16 protein-coding genes are annotated in these 17382 nt (G+C 49.5%); 12 read left to right on the top strand and 4 right to left on the bottom strand.

Features of this window, described 5'->3' with window-relative positions:
* The first annotated feature begins 20 nt into the window (after nt 1–20).
* The 7 genes from nadB to ACFO5U_RS15675 all read left to right on the top strand — a co-directional run bounded on the left by nadB (nt 21) and on the right by ACFO5U_RS15675 (nt 8946).
* On the top strand, nt 21–1580 hold the full coding sequence (gene nadB, locus ACFO5U_RS15645; protein ID WP_377280017.1) for an L-aspartate oxidase: 1560 nt from the start codon (nt 21–23) through the stop codon (nt 1578–1580).
* A complete protein-coding gene (gene nadC / locus ACFO5U_RS15650; RefSeq protein ID WP_377280018.1) occupies nt 1577–2431 on the top strand; it encodes a carboxylating nicotinate-nucleotide diphosphorylase in 855 nt (284 codons plus the stop codon). Before nadB ends, nadC begins: the two co-directional genes overlap by 4 nt.
* The gene (gene nadA, locus ACFO5U_RS15655) at nt 2428–3522 is read left to right on the top strand and encodes a quinolinate synthase NadA (RefSeq protein ID WP_377280019.1); all 1095 of its coding nucleotides are present in this window, start codon (nt 2428–2430) and stop codon (nt 3520–3522) included. Before nadC ends, nadA begins: the two co-directional genes overlap by 4 nt.
* Before the next feature lie 236 nt (nt 3523–3758).
* Nucleotides 3759–4760, top strand: coding sequence for a LacI family DNA-binding transcriptional regulator (locus ACFO5U_RS15660; RefSeq protein ID WP_377280020.1), 1002 nt, complete (start codon nt 3759–3761; stop codon nt 4758–4760).
* A 145-nt stretch (nt 4761–4905) separates the two neighbouring features.
* Nucleotides 4906–6294: a hypothetical protein gene (locus ACFO5U_RS15665; protein WP_377280021.1), complete on the top strand. Its 1389-nt coding sequence runs from the start codon at nt 4906–4908 to the stop codon at nt 6292–6294.
* A gap of 20 nt (nt 6295–6314) precedes the next feature.
* Nucleotides 6315–7736, top strand: a complete 1422-nt coding sequence (locus ACFO5U_RS15670) for an aldehyde dehydrogenase family protein (RefSeq protein WP_377280022.1) — start codon at nt 6315–6317, stop codon at nt 7734–7736.
* A 46-nt stretch (nt 7737–7782) separates the two neighbouring features.
* Nucleotides 7783–8946, top strand: a complete 1164-nt coding sequence (locus tag ACFO5U_RS15675; RefSeq protein ID WP_377280150.1) for an iron-containing alcohol dehydrogenase — start codon at nt 7783–7785, stop codon at nt 8944–8946.
* 358 nt (nt 8947–9304) lie between these two features.
* Here the strand turns inward: ACFO5U_RS15675 and ACFO5U_RS15680 are convergent, their stop codons facing one another.
* A complete protein-coding gene (locus ACFO5U_RS15680) occupies nt 9305–10333 on the bottom strand; it encodes an NADP-dependent oxidoreductase (protein ID WP_377280023.1) in 1029 nt (342 codons plus the stop codon).
* Between the two features lie 158 nt (nt 10334–10491).
* Here ACFO5U_RS15680 and ACFO5U_RS15685 point away from each other — a divergent pair, with 158 nt between their 5' ends.
* The 4 genes from ACFO5U_RS15685 (at nt 10492) to nhaC (ending at nt 14681) form a co-directional block, all read left to right on the top strand.
* Nucleotides 10492–11619, top strand: coding sequence for an NADH-dependent flavin oxidoreductase (locus ACFO5U_RS15685; RefSeq protein WP_377280024.1), 1128 nt, complete (start codon nt 10492–10494; stop codon nt 11617–11619).
* Between the two features lie 113 nt (nt 11620–11732).
* The gene (locus ACFO5U_RS15690; RefSeq protein WP_377280025.1) at nt 11733–12380 is read left to right on the top strand and encodes a DUF1643 domain-containing protein; all 648 of its coding nucleotides are present in this window, start codon (nt 11733–11735) and stop codon (nt 12378–12380) included.
* Nucleotides 12381–12440: 60 nt separating this feature from the next.
* Nucleotides 12441–12962: a DinB family protein gene (locus ACFO5U_RS15695; RefSeq protein WP_377280026.1), complete on the top strand. Its 522-nt coding sequence runs from the start codon at nt 12441–12443 to the stop codon at nt 12960–12962.
* Nucleotides 12963–13295: 333 nt separating this feature from the next.
* The gene (gene nhaC, locus ACFO5U_RS15700) at nt 13296–14681 is read left to right on the top strand and encodes a Na+/H+ antiporter NhaC (RefSeq protein WP_377280027.1); all 1386 of its coding nucleotides are present in this window, start codon (nt 13296–13298) and stop codon (nt 14679–14681) included.
* A gap of 102 nt (nt 14682–14783) precedes the next feature.
* Here the strand turns inward: nhaC and ACFO5U_RS15705 are convergent, their stop codons facing one another.
* The 3 genes from ACFO5U_RS15705 to ACFO5U_RS15715 all read right to left on the bottom strand — a co-directional run bounded on the left by ACFO5U_RS15705 (nt 14784) and on the right by ACFO5U_RS15715 (nt 15992).
* A complete protein-coding gene (locus tag ACFO5U_RS15705) occupies nt 14784–15212 on the bottom strand; it encodes a hypothetical protein (protein WP_377280028.1) in 429 nt (142 codons plus the stop codon).
* 81 nt (nt 15213–15293) lie between these two features.
* Nucleotides 15294–15503: a helix-turn-helix domain-containing protein gene (locus ACFO5U_RS15710; protein ID WP_377280029.1), complete on the bottom strand. Its 210-nt coding sequence runs from the start codon at nt 15501–15503 to the stop codon at nt 15294–15296.
* 9 nt (nt 15504–15512) lie between these two features.
* Nucleotides 15513–15992 (bottom strand): DUF2975 domain-containing protein, encoded by a 480-nt coding sequence (locus tag ACFO5U_RS15715; protein WP_377280030.1) that lies wholly within the window; start codon nt 15990–15992, stop codon nt 15513–15515.
* 379 nt (nt 15993–16371) lie between these two features.
* Here ACFO5U_RS15715 and ACFO5U_RS15720 point away from each other — a divergent pair, with 379 nt between their 5' ends.
* A complete protein-coding gene (locus ACFO5U_RS15720) occupies nt 16372–17379 on the top strand; it encodes a thiamine pyrophosphate-dependent dehydrogenase E1 component subunit alpha (protein ID WP_377280151.1) in 1008 nt (335 codons plus the stop codon).
* The last annotated feature ends 3 nt before the right edge of the window (nt 17380–17382 follow it).

Raw genomic sequence — 17382 nt, forward strand, 5'->3', positions numbered from 1 at the left:
TGTAAAGAAGGTGTAAAGTTTTGTTCGATGTTTGCATTATCGGAGGAGGCGCTGCCGGGCTGATGTTGGCCCGCTCGCTCCCTGATTGTTATTCCATAGCCGTGCTGACGAAACAAGATGCCGGGACGGGCAATACGGTCTATGCTCAAGGCGGCATTGCCGCGAGCCTTAGTATTGATGACCGCCCAGCTTCCCACGCCATGGATACGCTGCTTGCTGCAGCTGAACACGCAGATGCCGAACGGGTCGAGATCTTGGTCCGTGAAGGATCTGACATAATGGGAAGCTTGATTTCCGAAGGGCTGCCGTTTGATGCTGATGAAAACGGATTGCCCATTCTCGGAATGGAAGGCGCCCATAGCACAAGACGGATTTTGCATGCGGGCGGCGACCAGACCGGAAACAGGCTCATGCGTTTTTTAATAGAAGAAACGGCTGGAAAAGCGACTCGCTTCGCATATCATCAGGCGCTGGAATTGATTGTAGAAGACGGCCGCTGCACGGGCGTCCTCGTCAGCGATAGCGTCGGTGAACGCGTTGAAATCCGTGCGAGACACGTGGTGCTTGCGACTGGCGGCATCGGGCAGCTCTACAAAGAAACATCGAATTCACCGGTGGCGACAGGCGACGGATTGTCGCTGGCGTATCATGCCGGAGCGGTGCTCGAAGATTTGGAGTTTGTCCAATTTCATCCGACCGTGCTGACCATCAACGGCGAGTCACGGGGACTCATATCCGAAGCGGTTCGGGGGGAAGGCGCTTTGTTAATTGACGCAAACGCTACACGCATCATGAATGGCATCCATCCAATGATGGAGCTTGCCCCTCGCGATGTAGTAGCGCGGGCCATCGAATGGCATTGGCAGCAGAACGGGCCAGTATTTCTCGACGCCAGGCAGTTGGACGGGTTTGCGCAACGGTTCCCGTCAATCCATGCGAATTGTCTGCGCAATGGCCTCGACCCGGCAATAAATTTACTGCCGGTCCGTCCAGGTGCCCATTTTCATATGGGCGGTGTCCAAACCGACAGCGTCGGCGCGACATCGGTACCGGGCCTTTTTGCCATTGGTGAAGTGGCGTCGACCGGCGTCCACGGCGCCAACCGGCTTGCGAGCAATTCATTGCTTGAAGGGCTGGTATTCGGGAAGCGTCTTGCTGAATTTATCTGTAGAAGCGCGGTTCCTGAAACCGATCTTTCAGTGCACTTAAAGAAAGTTCAAGCCCATATAAGAGCCGGTACTTACAAACCCAGCGACGAAACCGATATGAAAGAAAAAATGACCCGGCTGGCGGGTATATTAAGACACCCGGAAAAACTGAAAAACTTTATTCAAGAGCATCCCGTCCCAACAGTCACGCTGCGCGATTATCCAACGCAAGTGATTTCACAAATCCACCGCGCCACTGCCAGCAGCCTGATCGCGACGGCCGCTTTATTGCGCACGGAAAGCCGAGGCGGCCATTATCGCATCGACTGCCCGGAACCGAACGATCAATGGACGGGGAAAGTTATCGAATTATCAAAGCGCGGCGCGTCGATACGCGAGCGCCAAATTACATTCAAGGAGACAGTGCTATGAACCGAATGAAAGCGCAGGAAGCGTTAAAGCTTTTTCTATTGGAAGACGTCGGAGACCGCGACGTGTCGTCCGTGTTATTTGAAGAAACAGATACCGCACAAGCGATTGTCCGCATGAAACAAGACGGCGTAGTGGCGGGGCTCGAGTGCTACCAATGGGGTTACGAATTGCTTGATCCTTCCGTTGAAGTGGAACAGTTGAAACGAGACGGAGACCATGTTCAATCGGGGGATGCCATCGTGCGTTTGAGCGGCCCGGTCGCTTCGCTTTTGGCGGGGGAACGCGTCATGCTAAATCTGGTCCAGCGCATGAGTGCGGTCGCTACATTGACCGCGAAGTGTGTAGAAGCGCTGGGCTCGAGTCATACACGCATCGTCGATACACGGAAAACGACGCCGGGGCTGCGCATGTTCGAAAAATACGCCGTCCGTGCAGGCGGTGGGTTCAACCACCGCAACGGGCTGTATGATGCGGTGATGCTGAAAGACAATCACATCGCAGCGGCCGGATCCATTACGGAAGCGGTAAAAAAAGTACGCGCATCGCTCGGCCATATGGTCATGATCGAAGTGGAAGTCGAAAGCGAAGAGCAATTGTTGGAAGCGATCGATGCCCGTCCCGACACGATCATGTTCGACAATCAGACACCGGACACGATCAAGCGCTGGGCGCAACTCGTTCCGGACACGATCCGCACGGAAGCTTCTGGCGGCATCGACTTGGAAAAGCTGTCGCAATATCGGGACAGCGGCGTCGACGTCATCTCGATCGGTGCTTTGACGCATAGCGTATCGAATATCGACATCAGCATGAATTTGGCTTTATCCCATAAGGAGGTACTCACTCAATGACTTCTTTTCTCGAAGAACTGCAACTCGCTGACGCCATGCCAGAAAGTTATTTAACAGCCACAACGGATGAGCTGCATGAACGGGCAACGCGCGCGTGTGCATTACTCGGTGAACGATTGTATATACTCGGCCACCATTACCAAAAAGATGAAGTGATCCGGTATGCCGATGTCAAAGGCGACTCGCTGCAATTGTCCCAAATCGCCGGCAGACAGACGGCGGATTATATCCTGTTTTGCGGCGTCCATTTTATGGCGGAGACAGCAGACATTTTAACCGAACCGCATCAAGCGGTCATTTTGCCGGATATGCGGGCGGGGTGTTCGATGGCGGATATGGCCAATATCGACCAAACCGAGCGCGCTTGGCAAGAGCTGCAGAAACTTTACGGCGACACGATCGTTCCGCTGACGTACGTCAATTCGACAGCAGCGATCAAAGCTTTTGTCGGCAGAAACGGCGGAGCGACGGTAACTTCCTCCAACGCCGAAGAAATGGTCGAATGGGCATTATCGCAAAAGCAGCGCATGCTGTTCTTGCCCGATCAGCATCTCGGGCGCAACACCGCCGTGAAACTTGGCATCCCGCTCGAGCATATGGCCGTGTGGGACCCGATCAAGCAAAAGCTTGAACTCGACTGCGCCATTGAGGACGTTCAAGTGATCTTATGGAAAGGACATTGCTCGGTGCATATGAACTTCTTGCCGAAACATGTCGACAATTTACGTCTAAAAGAGCCGGACCGCAACATTCTCGTACACCCTGAATGCACCTATGAAGTGGTCAGTGCGTCTGATTTTGCAGGCTCGACGAAATACATCATCGACATGATCGAAGCGTCCGAGCCTGGATCCAAATGGGCGATTGGCACGGAGATGAATCTCGTCAACCGGCTCATCAAAGACTATCCGGACCGCGACATCGTGTCCTTGAACCCATATATGTGCCCATGCCTGACGATGAACCGCATCGATTTGCCGCATTTCACGTGGATCTTGGAAGAACTGGTGGAAGGGCGTGTCCTTAACCGCATCCAAGTGGACGAACAAACGGCTCTAGAGGCGAAGATGGCTTTGGAGAAGATGCTATAAATTAGGAAGAAAACTCGCTGTCCTGAAAATGGGCAGCGGGTTTTTCATCGTCGATTGATGGATTCTGAGAGGCTGTCCGTTCATCTCGCGCTTTAACCAAAGCCGGTTTTCGTGTAAAATTCCCATGGAAGATAATTTCTTTTCTGGACATTACGACAATGCAGAAACCCGCAGATGCTGCCAGGCTGCGGGCATCTATGCAGGATTTAAGACATATGAAAGCCGGGGGATTCGATATGGTTTCATCAAAAGATGTTGCAAAATATGCAGGTGTTTCACAAACTACGGTTTCACGTGTTTTGAATACTCCCGATCGAGTCAAAGGGCCCACTTACAAAAAAGTGATGGCTGCCATCGACGCGTTGAATTATATCCCCGACGCTAACGCCCGGTCGCTTGTTCAACAAAAAACCGATACGATCGCTTTGATTTCAGGTCCTTTATACAATCCGTTTTTCGTGGAAACGACAACTTCGATCGTCAATTACGCCAACGAAAACGGCTTTAAAATCAATGTTCATTTCTCCAAAAATGAAAACATTACCGATACGTATCATTCTATATTTGAAAACAAAGTGGACGGCATTATCTTGTCTTCGATTTTATTGGATGACCCCATTTTCGAAAAACTGGAGAAATCGGGAATTCCCTTCATTACATACAACAGAAAACATGCAAGCAACAAAAATTTCGTGGAAATGGATAACGAACAGGCCGGTTTTTTGGCTGCGGATTATTTGCTTTCGCTCGGACACGAAGCGATTTGCTGGATAGGGGGGCCGCTGGAGATTAGCACATTCAAAGGCCGCTACGACGGCTTTCTAAGAGCGTTCCAAAAAAATGGAGTCGCAGTGGAGCAAGAGCGGGTTTTTCTCACCGACACGAGCAAAGAACAGCTGCATGAAACTTTTTTGAAAATGGAAATGCTCAAGGAAAAACCGACGGCTATTTATGCAGCGACAGATGCTATCGCTATCCAAATGATGGATTTCTATATTTCAGCAGGCTATCGCGTGCCGGAAGATATTAGCATCATCGGCATCGATAATGTGGAAATCGGCCAGCATGCCTCCATTAACTTAACAACGGTCGGCATTTCCTCGACGGCGAACCTGGGGCAATTAGCCATCGAAACGCTGATTGACATGATTCATCAAAAAAATAAACCTTGTATTCAAATCACAAAAGCTGTTAGACTATTCGAAAGAAAGACAACAATTGAAAGAAGGAGGGTATGAGCCCTTTTTTTAACGCGAAAATGGTTACGTAACCATTTATTCTAGTTAATTAATGATGGCGCTTTCATTTTTTGTGGGAGGATGGCTTAAAATCCATCCTGATATCAAAGGGGTATTAATTTCAATCAGAAACTGGGGGATGTTTATGAAGTGGAAAGAGCGTGAGTTTGGTGAAGAATCACCATTTATTCCAGCTGGGCCGTTTAAAATTCGTTTGCCTTTTATTCATTACCGATTTGAATGGCCGGATTATGTGCAAGGCCTGTTAATGTGTGCAGTCGATTTAGCGGCGATTCCGCTATTGATCGAATTGCTCGGGATGCCTTTTGAAGTAGCTTTAGCCATTGTATTGCTGAACGGGGCCTTTTATTTGCTGCACCATCTACTCGGAGATCCAGCAGTACCGGGATGGATTACGCCAGCGATTCCGCTGATCATGTTGTATTGCATGCAATTTCCGGAAGGGCCGGAGAGGGTGCACGCGTTAATCGCTTTTCAGATGACCTTAGGGGTGTTTGCGATTCTTCTCGGATCGACCGGTTTAGCGGCTAAAGTGGTATCCAGCATTCCTTCCGCCATTAGAGCCGGAATCATACTCGGTGCCGGTTTTGCCGCCGTCGTTTCGATTTTCGAAGTGGGCGGCCGTTTCGAGACCTTCCCATGGACGATTTCAATCGCTGTCGGAATCGGTTTCTATTTATTGTTTTCAAAGCATTTCAACAAACTTAAGACGACGCATCCGATTTGGGGGCTGGTCGGAAAGCTTGGAATTTTCCCGATTATCATCATAGCCATCGTCATTGCGCCGCTGTTCGGCGAAGCGCCGTGGCCAAACATCGAATGGGGCCTCATCTCGCCTGACTTTATCGGTTTATGGACAAACTACACAATGTTCGGTTTAGGCTTTCCTCCATTGATGCTGTTTATCACGGGAATTCCGACCGTATTAGCAGCTTATATCGTCTTGTTTGGTGATGTATTGCAGACGAAAGCGCTAGTGAAAGAGGCGGATTTATCGCGTCCCGATGAAAAGCTCGACTACAATCCGAACCGCGCGCATTTAATTTTTGGCGCAAGAAACTCGGCGATGAGTGTAATAGGTCCAGACGTAACGATGGCCGGACCTTTATGGGCAGCCATGCAAGTCGTAGTGGTTCAGCGTTATAAAGATGGCAGAAAAGCGATGGATTCTTTCATTGGTGGCGCAGGCTCTTTCCGTTGGGGAACGAATACTGGCTTATTATTATTACCGATTGTTAGCTTGGTTGAGCCGATCCTCGGAATCGCTCTCGCGTTGACGCTATTGATCCAAGGATATGTCAGTGTGAAAGTTGGCATTTTGGAAGCGAGAAGCCAAAGCGATTTGGGGATTGCCGGCATCATTGGGGCGGTGTTAGTCATCAAAGGCGCGGCGTGGGCATTCCCAGTCGGCATCGCATTGTGCTTATTGATTTACGGCAAGGATTTCTTCAAGAATGAATCGGATGAGACATTCACGAAAGACCTCGTGCCGGAGACGAAAGAAAATGCTTAACGAATGAAAGGATGTCATGTATGAAAAAGAAACTTTATATAAACGGCCAATGGCAAGAAACGAAAGACTACGCAGAGTTGTTCTCACCGTACTCCAATGAAAAAATCAGTGAAATCCCGAAAGCTTCTGTATCAGAGGTGGAAGCAGCCATCAAAGCTGCTGCTGATGCACAGGAGGCCATGGAAGCATTGACTGCTTATGAGCGTGCGGCCATCCTTGAGCAATTGGTTTCGCTTTTCATGGAACACAAAGAGCAAGCAGCGAAAATCATTGCGCAAGAATCCGCCAAACCTTTGAAATTTGCCTTAGGGGAAATTGAGCGGACGATTGAAACGTATAAATTCGCGGCTGAAGAAGCGAAACGGTTGTCGGGGGAAATGATCCCGATGGACGCGGCAAAAGGCGGCAGCAATCGCTTAGCGTACACGATGCGCGAACCCTTGGGCGTCGTAGCGGCAATCACACCGTTCAACTTTCCGCAGAATCTGGTCGCCCATAAAGTCGGGCCGGCGATAGCGGCAGGCAATACGGTCGTGTTGAAACCAGCATCCCAAACCCCGCTCTCCGCTTTTTTCCTGGCTCGACTTCTGGATCAAACAGATTTGCCGAAGGGTGCATTTAATTTGGTCACGGGCAGCGGCAGAACAGTCGGAGATGTATTGGTCGAAAGCGACAAAGTGAAAATGGTGACCTTTACAGGAAGCCCGGCTGTCGGCAAAGGCATACGGGACAAGGCAGGACTGAAGAAAGTCGCCTTGGAACTGGGATCAAATGCAGGAATGATCGTTGATGAAGGAGTCGATCTGGACGTGGTTGTGGAGAAGGCGATTGCCGGTGCCTTTTCGAATCAAGGGCAAGTGTGCATCTCCTTGCAGCGGATTTACATTATGGACAGCTTGATGGACGATTTCCTCTCACGCTTTAAAACGGCGGTAGGTAAACTGACAATCGGAGACCCAATGGATGCGAAGACCGATCTTTCAGTGATGATCTCCAAACAAGAACAAGAACGGGCTGTGCAGTGGGTGAAGGAATCAATTGATGAAGGGGCCTCGCTAATCGCGGGAGGCACAGTCGAAGATGACGTGTTCCAACCGACCATCCTGTCGAATGTAGCAACAGATTCAAAAGTGTCGTGCCAGGAAGTATTTGCGCCTGTCGTCATCGTCAACGCTATCCAATCGATTGAGCAAGGCATCAACGAAATCAATAACTCGGATTTCGGCCTGCAAGCCGGAATTTTCACAAATGATATCAAGACAGCCTTCCACGCATCGAAAAAGCTGCAGGTCGGCGGTGTGCTAATCAACGATATTCCGACATTTCGTGTCGACCAGATGCCTTATGGCGGTGTGAAAGAAAGCGGCAACGGGAAAGAAGGACTTAAATACGCAATTGAAGAAATGACTGAAATGAAGTTGGTTATCTGGAATCAATCGTAATGAACTATAAAAAGGAGTGGATGATGTGTCGAGTAAACTTACATTCATGCCAATCAGCTATACCGGCTGGGGCGCATTGGAGCAGTTGACGAGTGAAGCGGAACGCCTGAACGCTAGCAATATCCTCATTGTCACCGACCCGTTTTTGGTGGAGTTGGGCATGACGGACAAAATCGTTGAGCCGCTGGAAGCGAAAGGTTGGCAGACGAGCATCTACACAGAAGTCGTGCCGGAACCGCCTTTGGAAATCGGCGAAAAACTGGTAGCGTACACGAAGGAGAATAGGTTCGACTTGGTTATTGGCCTTGGCGGAGGCAGTGCGCTGGACCTGGCGAAATTAGCAGGCGTCCTCGCGACACATGAAGGAAAAGTGGCCGACTATCTGAATCTGACGGGTGAACGTGAGCTTGTTGATAAAGGCATCCCAAAAATCTTGATTCCGACGACTTCTGGGACCGGTTCTGAAGTGACCAATATCGCCGTATTGTCATTGGAATCCACGAAAGATGTTGTGACGCATGATTATTTATTGCCGGATGTGGCGATCGTCGACCCGGAATTGACGGTCTCCTTGCCGCCGAAAGTGACGGCAGCGACAGGGATCGATGCATTGACACATGCAGTGGAAGCTTACGTATCGAAAAACGCCAACCCGGTGACGGACGGCTTGGCACTGCAGGCGATCCGTTTGATCAGCGGGTCAATCCGCACGGCAGTCAACGACGGCGAAAACAAGGAAGCGCGGACGAATATGAGCTACGGAAGTTATTTGGCCGGATTGGCGTTCTTCAATGCCGGCGTTGCTGGTGTGCATGCTTTGGCGTATCCGCTTGGCGGCCAGTTCCATATTTCGCACGGTGAATCCAATGCCGTCTTGCTTCCGTATGTTATGGGCTATATACGCCCGAGCTGTGAGAAAAGAATGAAGGACATCGTCGAAGCGATGGGCGTCAACGTCACGGAATTGGATGAACAACAAGCTTCCTATACATGCGTCGAAGAGTTGAAAAAACTCGTCGCCGACGTGAATATTCCGGTGTCGCTGAAGGGCTTCGATATTGGGGAAGACGCCTTGGACAGCTTGGCGGACGATGGCATCAAGCAAACAAGGATTCTCGCGAGAAGCCCGATGCCGCTTGAGAGAGAAGATATTTATGCAATTTACCATGCCGCCTATTCAGGAGAAGTTGCTGAAAAGAAAACGGTGTGATATGAAAAAAAGCTGAAGCAGAAAATTTTTAAAGGTTTTCTAGTTTCAACTTTTTTACGTTTCGTTCCAGCCGGACGCTTTCCGCGGGCACGGCCTCAGCCGCTTCGTCGCTATCGCTCCTGCAGGGTCTTCGGCTCGTGTCGCTCCTTCGCTTCGCTGCGTCACTGCGTCACTGCTCCCGCTGGAGTCGCCGGCTTCCACTACACTGGTGAGTGCAGATTCTTCAAAAAATTGCTCTCATAATTGATTAGTTTTGTTGTGCATAAAGCCTCCTTTTTTATATACTCTAAAAAGCTGAAGCGGGAACCCATTCAGGTTCCCGCTTCAGCTTTTGTGTTTCTATAGAAGAAAGTGAGATTTACAGTTTAGCGAATTCTGGATCTGCCACTTTCACCAATTGCTTGCCTAGGTTGCTGCCTTCGAATAGGCCGAGGAATGCTTCCGGTGTTTTCTCGAAGCCTTCTACGATTGTTTCTTCGTATTTCAGCTTGCCTTCTTGTAGCCATTTGCCAAGCTCTTGTGCGCCGGTTTTGAAATCATGTGCGTAATCGCCGAGCGTGAAGCCTTTCATCATCGAGCTGGTCGTGATGAATTTCCACTGGATGCGCGGGCCGATGTCCGCCTGCGGGTTGTTGTAAGCCGAAATGGCGCCGCACAAGACGACGCGTGCGTTGCGGTTGATTTCAAAAATGACCGCGTCCGATACCTCGCCGCCGACATTGTCGAAATAGACGTCAACGCCGTTCGGGATGGCTTTTTTGAACGCTTCTTTGAAGTTATCGTCTTTGTAATTGACGGCTGCGTCGAATCCGAGTTCATTGATCAAGTAATCGATTTTATCCTGCGAACCTGCGATGCCGACGACGTGTGCGCCTTTCAGTTTGGCGATCTGCCCGACGACCGAACCGACAGCTCCTGCTGCGCCGGAGACGACGACCGTTTCACCTTGTTGCGGCTTGCCGATATCGAGCAGGCCGAAATAAGCCGTTAGGCCAGTCAGTCCGAGAATGCCGAGGCGTGTAGTAATTGGTGCAATAGATGGGTCCACTTTCTGTACCGATTTCGCAGCTGCAACATTGTACTGTGCCCAGTCGAGGGTGCCGTTGACGATATCGCCTTGCTTGAACTTATCGGATTTCGACTCGATGACTTCCGCGAGGACGCCGCCGGTAATCGCTTTGTTCAATTCGAACGGCGCCACATAGGATTTCTGGTCTTTCATGCGGCCGCGCATATACGGGTCGACGGAAAGGTATAAAGTTTTCAGCAATAATTCATCCGTTCCGATTGCCGGAATCTCTTTTTCGACAAAATTAAAGTCCTTGTCAGTCGGCGTGCCTTCAGGGCGGTTCGCCAATTGGATTTCTTTGGTTGTGTTTGGTGTCATATAGATTCCTCCTTGGAAGATATGTGCACAGAAAATCGTACCACTTCCAAAGAAAGGAAACAAAAGTTCCGGCTTGCCGAGCTTGTATTCTTGTAGTTGCCCTAATCCTATGATATTTTGATATAACTAACTTTAACTTAAAGAAAAGAGGCCATTCCATGAACCCGCAATACAAACCATTATTCGAAGAAATCACGTTGCCGAACGGCGTCGTTCTGTCCGACCGTTTAGGCGTCGCCCCGATGACTACATACTCAGGAAATCCGGACGGCACCGTATCGGATGCCGAACTGGAATATTACCAGCGCCGCGCCGGTCTCGGCAGCCTGTTCGTCTCTGCCTGCACCGCGGTTTCGGAAAACGGCATCGCCTTTCCGAACCAATTCGTCGCATTCAAAGATGACGTCATGCCGCGCTTGAAGCAACTCGCGACTGAAATGAAATCACAAGGCAGCAAAGCCATCCTGCAAATGCAGCATGGTGGACGCCAAGGGCAGCCGGATTTGATTCAAGCCCGTGAAACGGTCGCACCGAGTGCCATCGCAGAATCTGCGGACAAGCCGACACCGCGTGCGTTGACCGGAGAAGAAATCACAGCCATCATCCGTGACTTCGGCGAAACGACGCGCCGCGCGATTGAAGCTGGATTTGACGGCGTGGAAATCCACGGCGCCAACACGTACTTGATCCAGCAATTCGTCTCGGCCACATTCAACCAGCGCGAAGACGAGTGGGGCGGCAGCTTGGAAAACCGTTTGAAATTCGGCGTCGCCGTATTGGATGAAGTGAAACAAGTCGCTGCGAAACATGCAGATGATAGCTTTATCATCGGCTATCGTTTGTCACCAGAAGAAAACAATGCAGACTCGGTTGGCTATACGATCGAAGAAACGAAACAATTGGTCGAACTGTTGATCGAAGGCGGCATCCATTATATCCACGTATCGCTCATGGACTTTAAAAAGGCACCGCGCGGCATGGAAGACGGAGACAGCATCGTCGAAATCATGTCGAAGCAAATCGACGGCCGCGTCGCATTTGTTGTAGTCGGTGGCGTCACGCAGCCTGAACACGCAGTAGCCGCGCTTGAAGAAGGAGCGGACATCGTCGTCATGGGCCGCCAAGCACTTGTCGATCCGGAATGGACCGAGAAAGTAAAGCAAGGAAAAGAAGCGGAGATCAACGAAACAATCCCGCCAGAACTGGTCGGCAAGCTCGACATCCCGGAAACGATGTGGAACGCCATCACCTCTTACGGCATGGTGAAAGTTGACGCGAAAGTATAAACAACAGCAAGCTCCTAGGCCGCATATGGCCTGGGAGCTTTTTTTCAACAGCACACGTGGATCTGTCATATTTGATAAACTTGAATAAACAATAAAACGCAAGGAGTGATTTTGTGTCGCTCATTCCAGCTGAGCACTTGAAACAAATCTTTTCGGTTGAGGCGAAGTTTTATCATGCCAAAATAGAGAATGAACAGTTTCTCATGCGCAGGGAAGCGCGTATCAAACGCAAGGGGAGCTTCTGCACTCAGACGGATGCGGTCATCGTCATGATCAATCCGTCCAATTGTGCGCAAGCTGGCGAAACAGTAAAGAGTGCTGAAGAAGCGGAGTGGATCCCCACCAAACCGAATCCGACGCAATACCAGCTGATGAACTTGATGGAGCGGCAAGGGTGGAACCAGGTCACGCTCATCAATTTGTCGGATATTTGCGAAGGGAATATGAGGAATTTCAAAAGCATTGAAAATAAGTTCAAGGAAGCAGTAGTCCCTCATTCTTTGTTCCAAGAAGAAAACGCACAAGAGCGCGCGGACTTGCTGGGATCTTCAGGCCATCTCATTTTTGCCTGGGGGTCGACGAATGTCGCCAAGAGACTGGCTTCAGAGTTCGGTTTGTTCCAAAACGGCAGGCCAGAACAGTCTTATGGACATGCTAAAGCTTTGGTGGCGCCGGAAACCGGATTCCCACGCCATCCGAAACCCGCGACTGTTGCGGATCGGGTAATATGGTTAGAGAAGATGGAAGCTTTGCTTAAGTAAGCACAGCACTTTTTTAGGGTTTGTTTATCGATATCATTTTTTTAAAAGAGAGGCTAAAAGATGAAATTCCAAATCAAAGAAACGGTAGGCTTCAGCCCGAAAATCGGCGAACTCGTCTCCATGCTCGAATACACACGGGCAGTGACTTTGGAGGATGTAAGAGGGTTATCGACTGAAAAACTTGATTTTCTCGCTGATGGCAGTTCGAATTCCATCGGTGCCTTGCTGCTGCATATGGCAGCTGTTGAATCCATACACCAAATCATTGCTTTCGAAAACCGTGACCTGACAGAACAAGAACTTAAAAGGTGGCTCTTGCCATTCGAGTTGGGCGACAACGCAAGAAGCGCAATTCACAATCAGCCGCTCGAGTATTATTTAGATGAGTTGGCGGAGGTCAGGGAGAAGACATTAGCGCTTATGAGGGATGTCGAAGATGACTGGTTATACGAGGAAGACCAGTATTATAACGGCGTCACTTACAATAAATATTACCTGTGGTTTCATGTAGTGGAAGATGAAACGAGCCACCGGGGTCAAATTCGGATGCTCAAGCGGATGCTAGACAACCGAAAAAATTAAAAGTAGCCTGTTTGCGAGCACTTGCTTGACTTGGTTGGCATAGATGTTCTAAGATTTAAAGCAATTGCAAAAGCAAACAAACACAAGTTGAATGATGAACAAGTAGGCCATTTGCCGGCAGCAACAAGAGACTGGGTATTCGGTGCAAGTCCAGGCAGCAAGTGGGTTGAATTACGCCATCTGTAGTTTCGACGTTTGAATGAGTGGATGTTCCGGTTGTCTAAGCGGAATATCAAATAGGGTGGTAACGCGGAGAAAACCTTCGTCCCTTTTTTTGGGGATGATAGGTTTTCTTTTTGTTTTTAAATTTTCGGACTACAGGAGGAACGGGATATGTTTCATATTAAAGCCATTTTAACACCGAGCACGAAAGAAGCGGCAGTGCTTGTCGCCATGGTCGTCGCGATTATTAGCATCGGCATTATTCAATTTGAGGCGGCTCCGCATGTGCCGATTTTGTTATCGATTTTATTGTTGATGTGTTACGGCTTACTGAAAAAGCTTTCGTACCGTGAACTCGAACGGGGACTGATCGAAGGGGCCGGGGCAGGGATGGGCGCAGTGTTCTTGTTTTTCTTCATCGGCATTTTGATCAGCAGCTGGATGATGAGCGGGACGATCCCGACATTGATCTATGCAGGATTTAGTTTAGTGACGCCTGTCTTCTTTTTTGCGGTCGTCTTTGTCGTCACGGCGATCATCGGTTTGTCCATCGGAAGTTCACTGACGACAGTGGCGACGGTGGGGGTGGCGTTGATCGGCATTGCAGGTGCGCTCGATTTATCGCTCGCCATCACGGCAGGAGCCATCGTTTCTGGCGCGTTTTTCGGCGATAAGATGTCGCCGCTATCGGATACAACCAATCTGGCGGCTTCGATTGTCGGGGTGGATTTATTTGAACACATCCGCAATATGGGCTGGACGACCATTCCTGCGTTTGTGTTGACGCTGGTGTTCTTCGGTCTCTTGTCGCCATCTGTCACATTGGATCACACCGAAGATATTGCTCTTTTTAAAGAAGGCTTGCTGGAGACCGGCTTGATTCACTGGTACGCCGTAGTTCCCCTGCTCGTGCTCATAGTGTTGACCGTGTTTAAAATGCCTGCCGTGATGACGCTCGCTGCAAGTTCTGTGGCGGCGATTGCCATTTCTGCGCTTCATCAAAAGCCGCAAGTGGCAGAAACGCTCGGCATCCTGTTCGGCGGATTTAAATCATCCACTGGCATTAAAGAAATCGATGCCTTGCTATCTAGAGGCGGCATGGAAAGCATGTTTTTCACCATCGCCTTGGTGCTCCTGGCACTGAGCATGGGCGGCTTATTATTCAAATTGGGCATCATCCAAAGCCTGCTCGCAAAAATCGAAAGTTTATTGAAGAAAGTTTCATCTGTTATCGTCGCGTCTGCACTAACGGCGATCGGCACGAATATACTCGTCGGCGAACAGTATTTATCGATTTTGCTGACGGGGCAGGCATTCCGTGAGTCCTACGACAAAGTCGGGCTTGCCGGCAAGAACTTGAGCCGCGTCATGGAAGACGCCGGTACGGTTGTCAATCCGCTCGTGCCTTGGAGCGTATGTGGAATTTTCATCGCCTCGGTTCTTGGCGTATCGACATTGGAATATTTGCCGTTTGCGTTCTTTTGTTTGGTATCGCCTTTATTGACGGTATTGCTCGGAGTGAGCGGAAAAACTCTGACCTATAGTGAAAAGCCATAAGCAGGGAAATGAGAAATAGCACAACACGAAAAGGAGGTCCCACAGTCAGGAAGCTGACTGTGGGACCTCCTTTTTTAATTAGCATGATTAATGCTTGAAGTTTTAATGAGTAAGCTTCTGAGAACGGGAAGAAGCGGCTTTGGCTTTGTGCTTGTAAAACATGCCGAACAAGCCAAAAGAAATTTGCATGAAGCTTAAGGCGAAAAAGTATACGAGTGGCAAATACCAATCACCGAGCAGAACAATTGGCATAGCAGCGCTGCAAAATAGCAGTATTCCTAAGCTGATGGTAAATAGGAATAGTTTTGGATTTTTCTTCGTGAATCCATAAAGGGCAGCGATGGCGTTGCCAACTCCGAAGACCATCATCCCGAATACAGCTAAAGCTGTCCAACTGCTGAAGGGCATGATGCCGACCCACTCGGGTGGAAACTCTACGAAAATCCCCATGCCCGGCAGCATGGATATTCCCGCGAAAAATGCGCCTACCGACAATGCTAAATGGAAAGTAGATACGAGTTTTATCAGCAAAATGTCTTCCTCCTTTTATGCTCAAAGATTAGCGCATCGAGCGTTTAACTATGATGGGTATTCACTTATTCACTGAGTCGACTATTGTTCTTCCCGGTATTCCAGGATGTCCCCAGGCTGGCAGTCGAGCACTTTGCAGATGGCTTCGAGCGTCGAGAAGCGGATCGCTTTCGCTTTGCCGTTTTTCAGAATGGACAAATTGGGCATGGTGACGCCGACTTTTTCGGATAGCTCGGTCATGCTCATTTTGCGCTTGGCGAGCATGACGTCGAGATTTATGATGATTGGCATTAGATCACCTCAGACTGTAAGATCATTTTCTGATTTGATGTCGATGGCGTGCGTCAGCAGCTTCTGCAAAACCGCTGCAAAAACGGCGATGACGAATGCTGCAAACCCGATGCCTGCGCCCATCAAGATGAGCCCCGGCGCGTCATCGATTTCAGCGATCATGTAAAACAGCGGCATGGCCAGAAAATAGATGCCGGTGATCGCGAGTGCACACAGCTTGATGTTCTTGATCGCATTCACTGAGCGCACAGAGAAGGCGGTGTTGTCATCGATGAAACTCAAAAGTTTGAACGTCTGATACAGCGCCAGGAAATAAGCGATCGCCGTTGCGTAGAGCATGACGATAAAGACATATTGCAAAAACGCCAGCTGCTCCGGCCCATCCTGGATGATGCTCGAAAGCGGCAACACCACGAAGATGCAAAGCGCGATGACCGGCAATGCCATGAGAAACAGCACCACTTTCAAAAACAAAGTCTCCCGTTTCATAAAACACACCTCTTCACTTGTTGATAGCTAAATTATAGTACTTGATTTATTGTTTATCAATAAATAATTGCTGTTTAGCGATATTACAATTTTGAAAGACTGTAGTAAGAGAAAGAGGGAACATGCTTGTAGATGAATTGTTGAAAAGGAGAGCACCTAACATAATTTGATAAAGTTACGGAGATTCTCTGTACCTTAGCATCCAGCGATTTCACGGAATATCGATAATGAATAAATGGTAAATGTAAATTATCTAGTCTTTTATTATCAGAATATTGAAATATTTAATCGGAAAGAGTACACTGAGAGTGTTTAGGCCTATGGAATTTGTCGCATGCCTTTGAATTGATCGAGTCAAAAAGGAGGAGTAGCAGTGACTATGTTCGAAGAAAAGCAACCTGCAGTGTCTGTCGACAAGCTGATGTGGATGTACGAGCAAATGGTCAAGATCCGCTATTACGAAGACCAAATGGTGGAGGCTTATACGGAAGGCAAGTCGCCGGTATTCAATATCGGCGAAGGGCCGGTGCCGGGTGAGATGCACCTCGCAACGGGACAGGAACCAGCAGCAGCCGGCATGATGGTGCACTTGACGAAAGAGGATACAGTAACCGCGCCACACCGTCCGCATCATCACGCGATTGCCAAAGGCGTCGATCTGAAGAAGATGACAGCGGAGATATTCGGCAAGCAATCCGGACTCGGCAAAGGCAAGGGAGGGCATATGCATTTGTTCGATCCGGAAGTGAAGTTTTCTTGTGGTGGCATTGTCGCAGCCGGCATCCCGCATGCGGTCGGTGCGGCGATGGCGAGCAAGATGAAAGGGAAAGACTGGGTCGCCGTGGCGTTCATCGGAGAAGGCGCCGCAAATGCCGGTGCGTTTCATGAATCGCTCAATTTGGCGGCGCTATGGAATTTGCCGCTCATCATCGTCGTCGAAGACAATTCGTACGGCATTTCGGTACCGAAAACGGCATCGACATCGGTCGAGTCGAACGACTTGCGTGCATCCGCATACGGCATCGCGGGAGCTTATGTAAAAGACAATGATCCAATTGCGATGTATAAAGCGTCGGAAGAAGCAGTCAACCGGGCGCGCAACGGACAAGGCCCGACAATCATCGAAATCCAGACTTACCGGTTCCTCGGCCATTTCCAAGGCGACCCGGAATTGTATCGGGACAAAGAGGAAGTGCCGGGCCTTCGTGCACGCGACCCGATCATGAAACTGCGCCAACAGCTATTGGACGCCGAACAAGTAAATGAACCCGAATTGGAAGAAATCGAAACACGCGCCAAACAAGAAGTGGATGAAGCCTACCGGTTTGCACGTGACAGCGATTATCCCAAACCTGAAGCAGCGCTTGATGACGTCTTTACATCTTAAATC

The sequence above is a fragment of the Planococcus dechangensis genome (genome assembly GCF_042654465.1).
Classification (GTDB): Bacteria; Bacillota; Bacilli; order Bacillales_A; family Planococcaceae; genus Planococcus; species Planococcus dechangensis.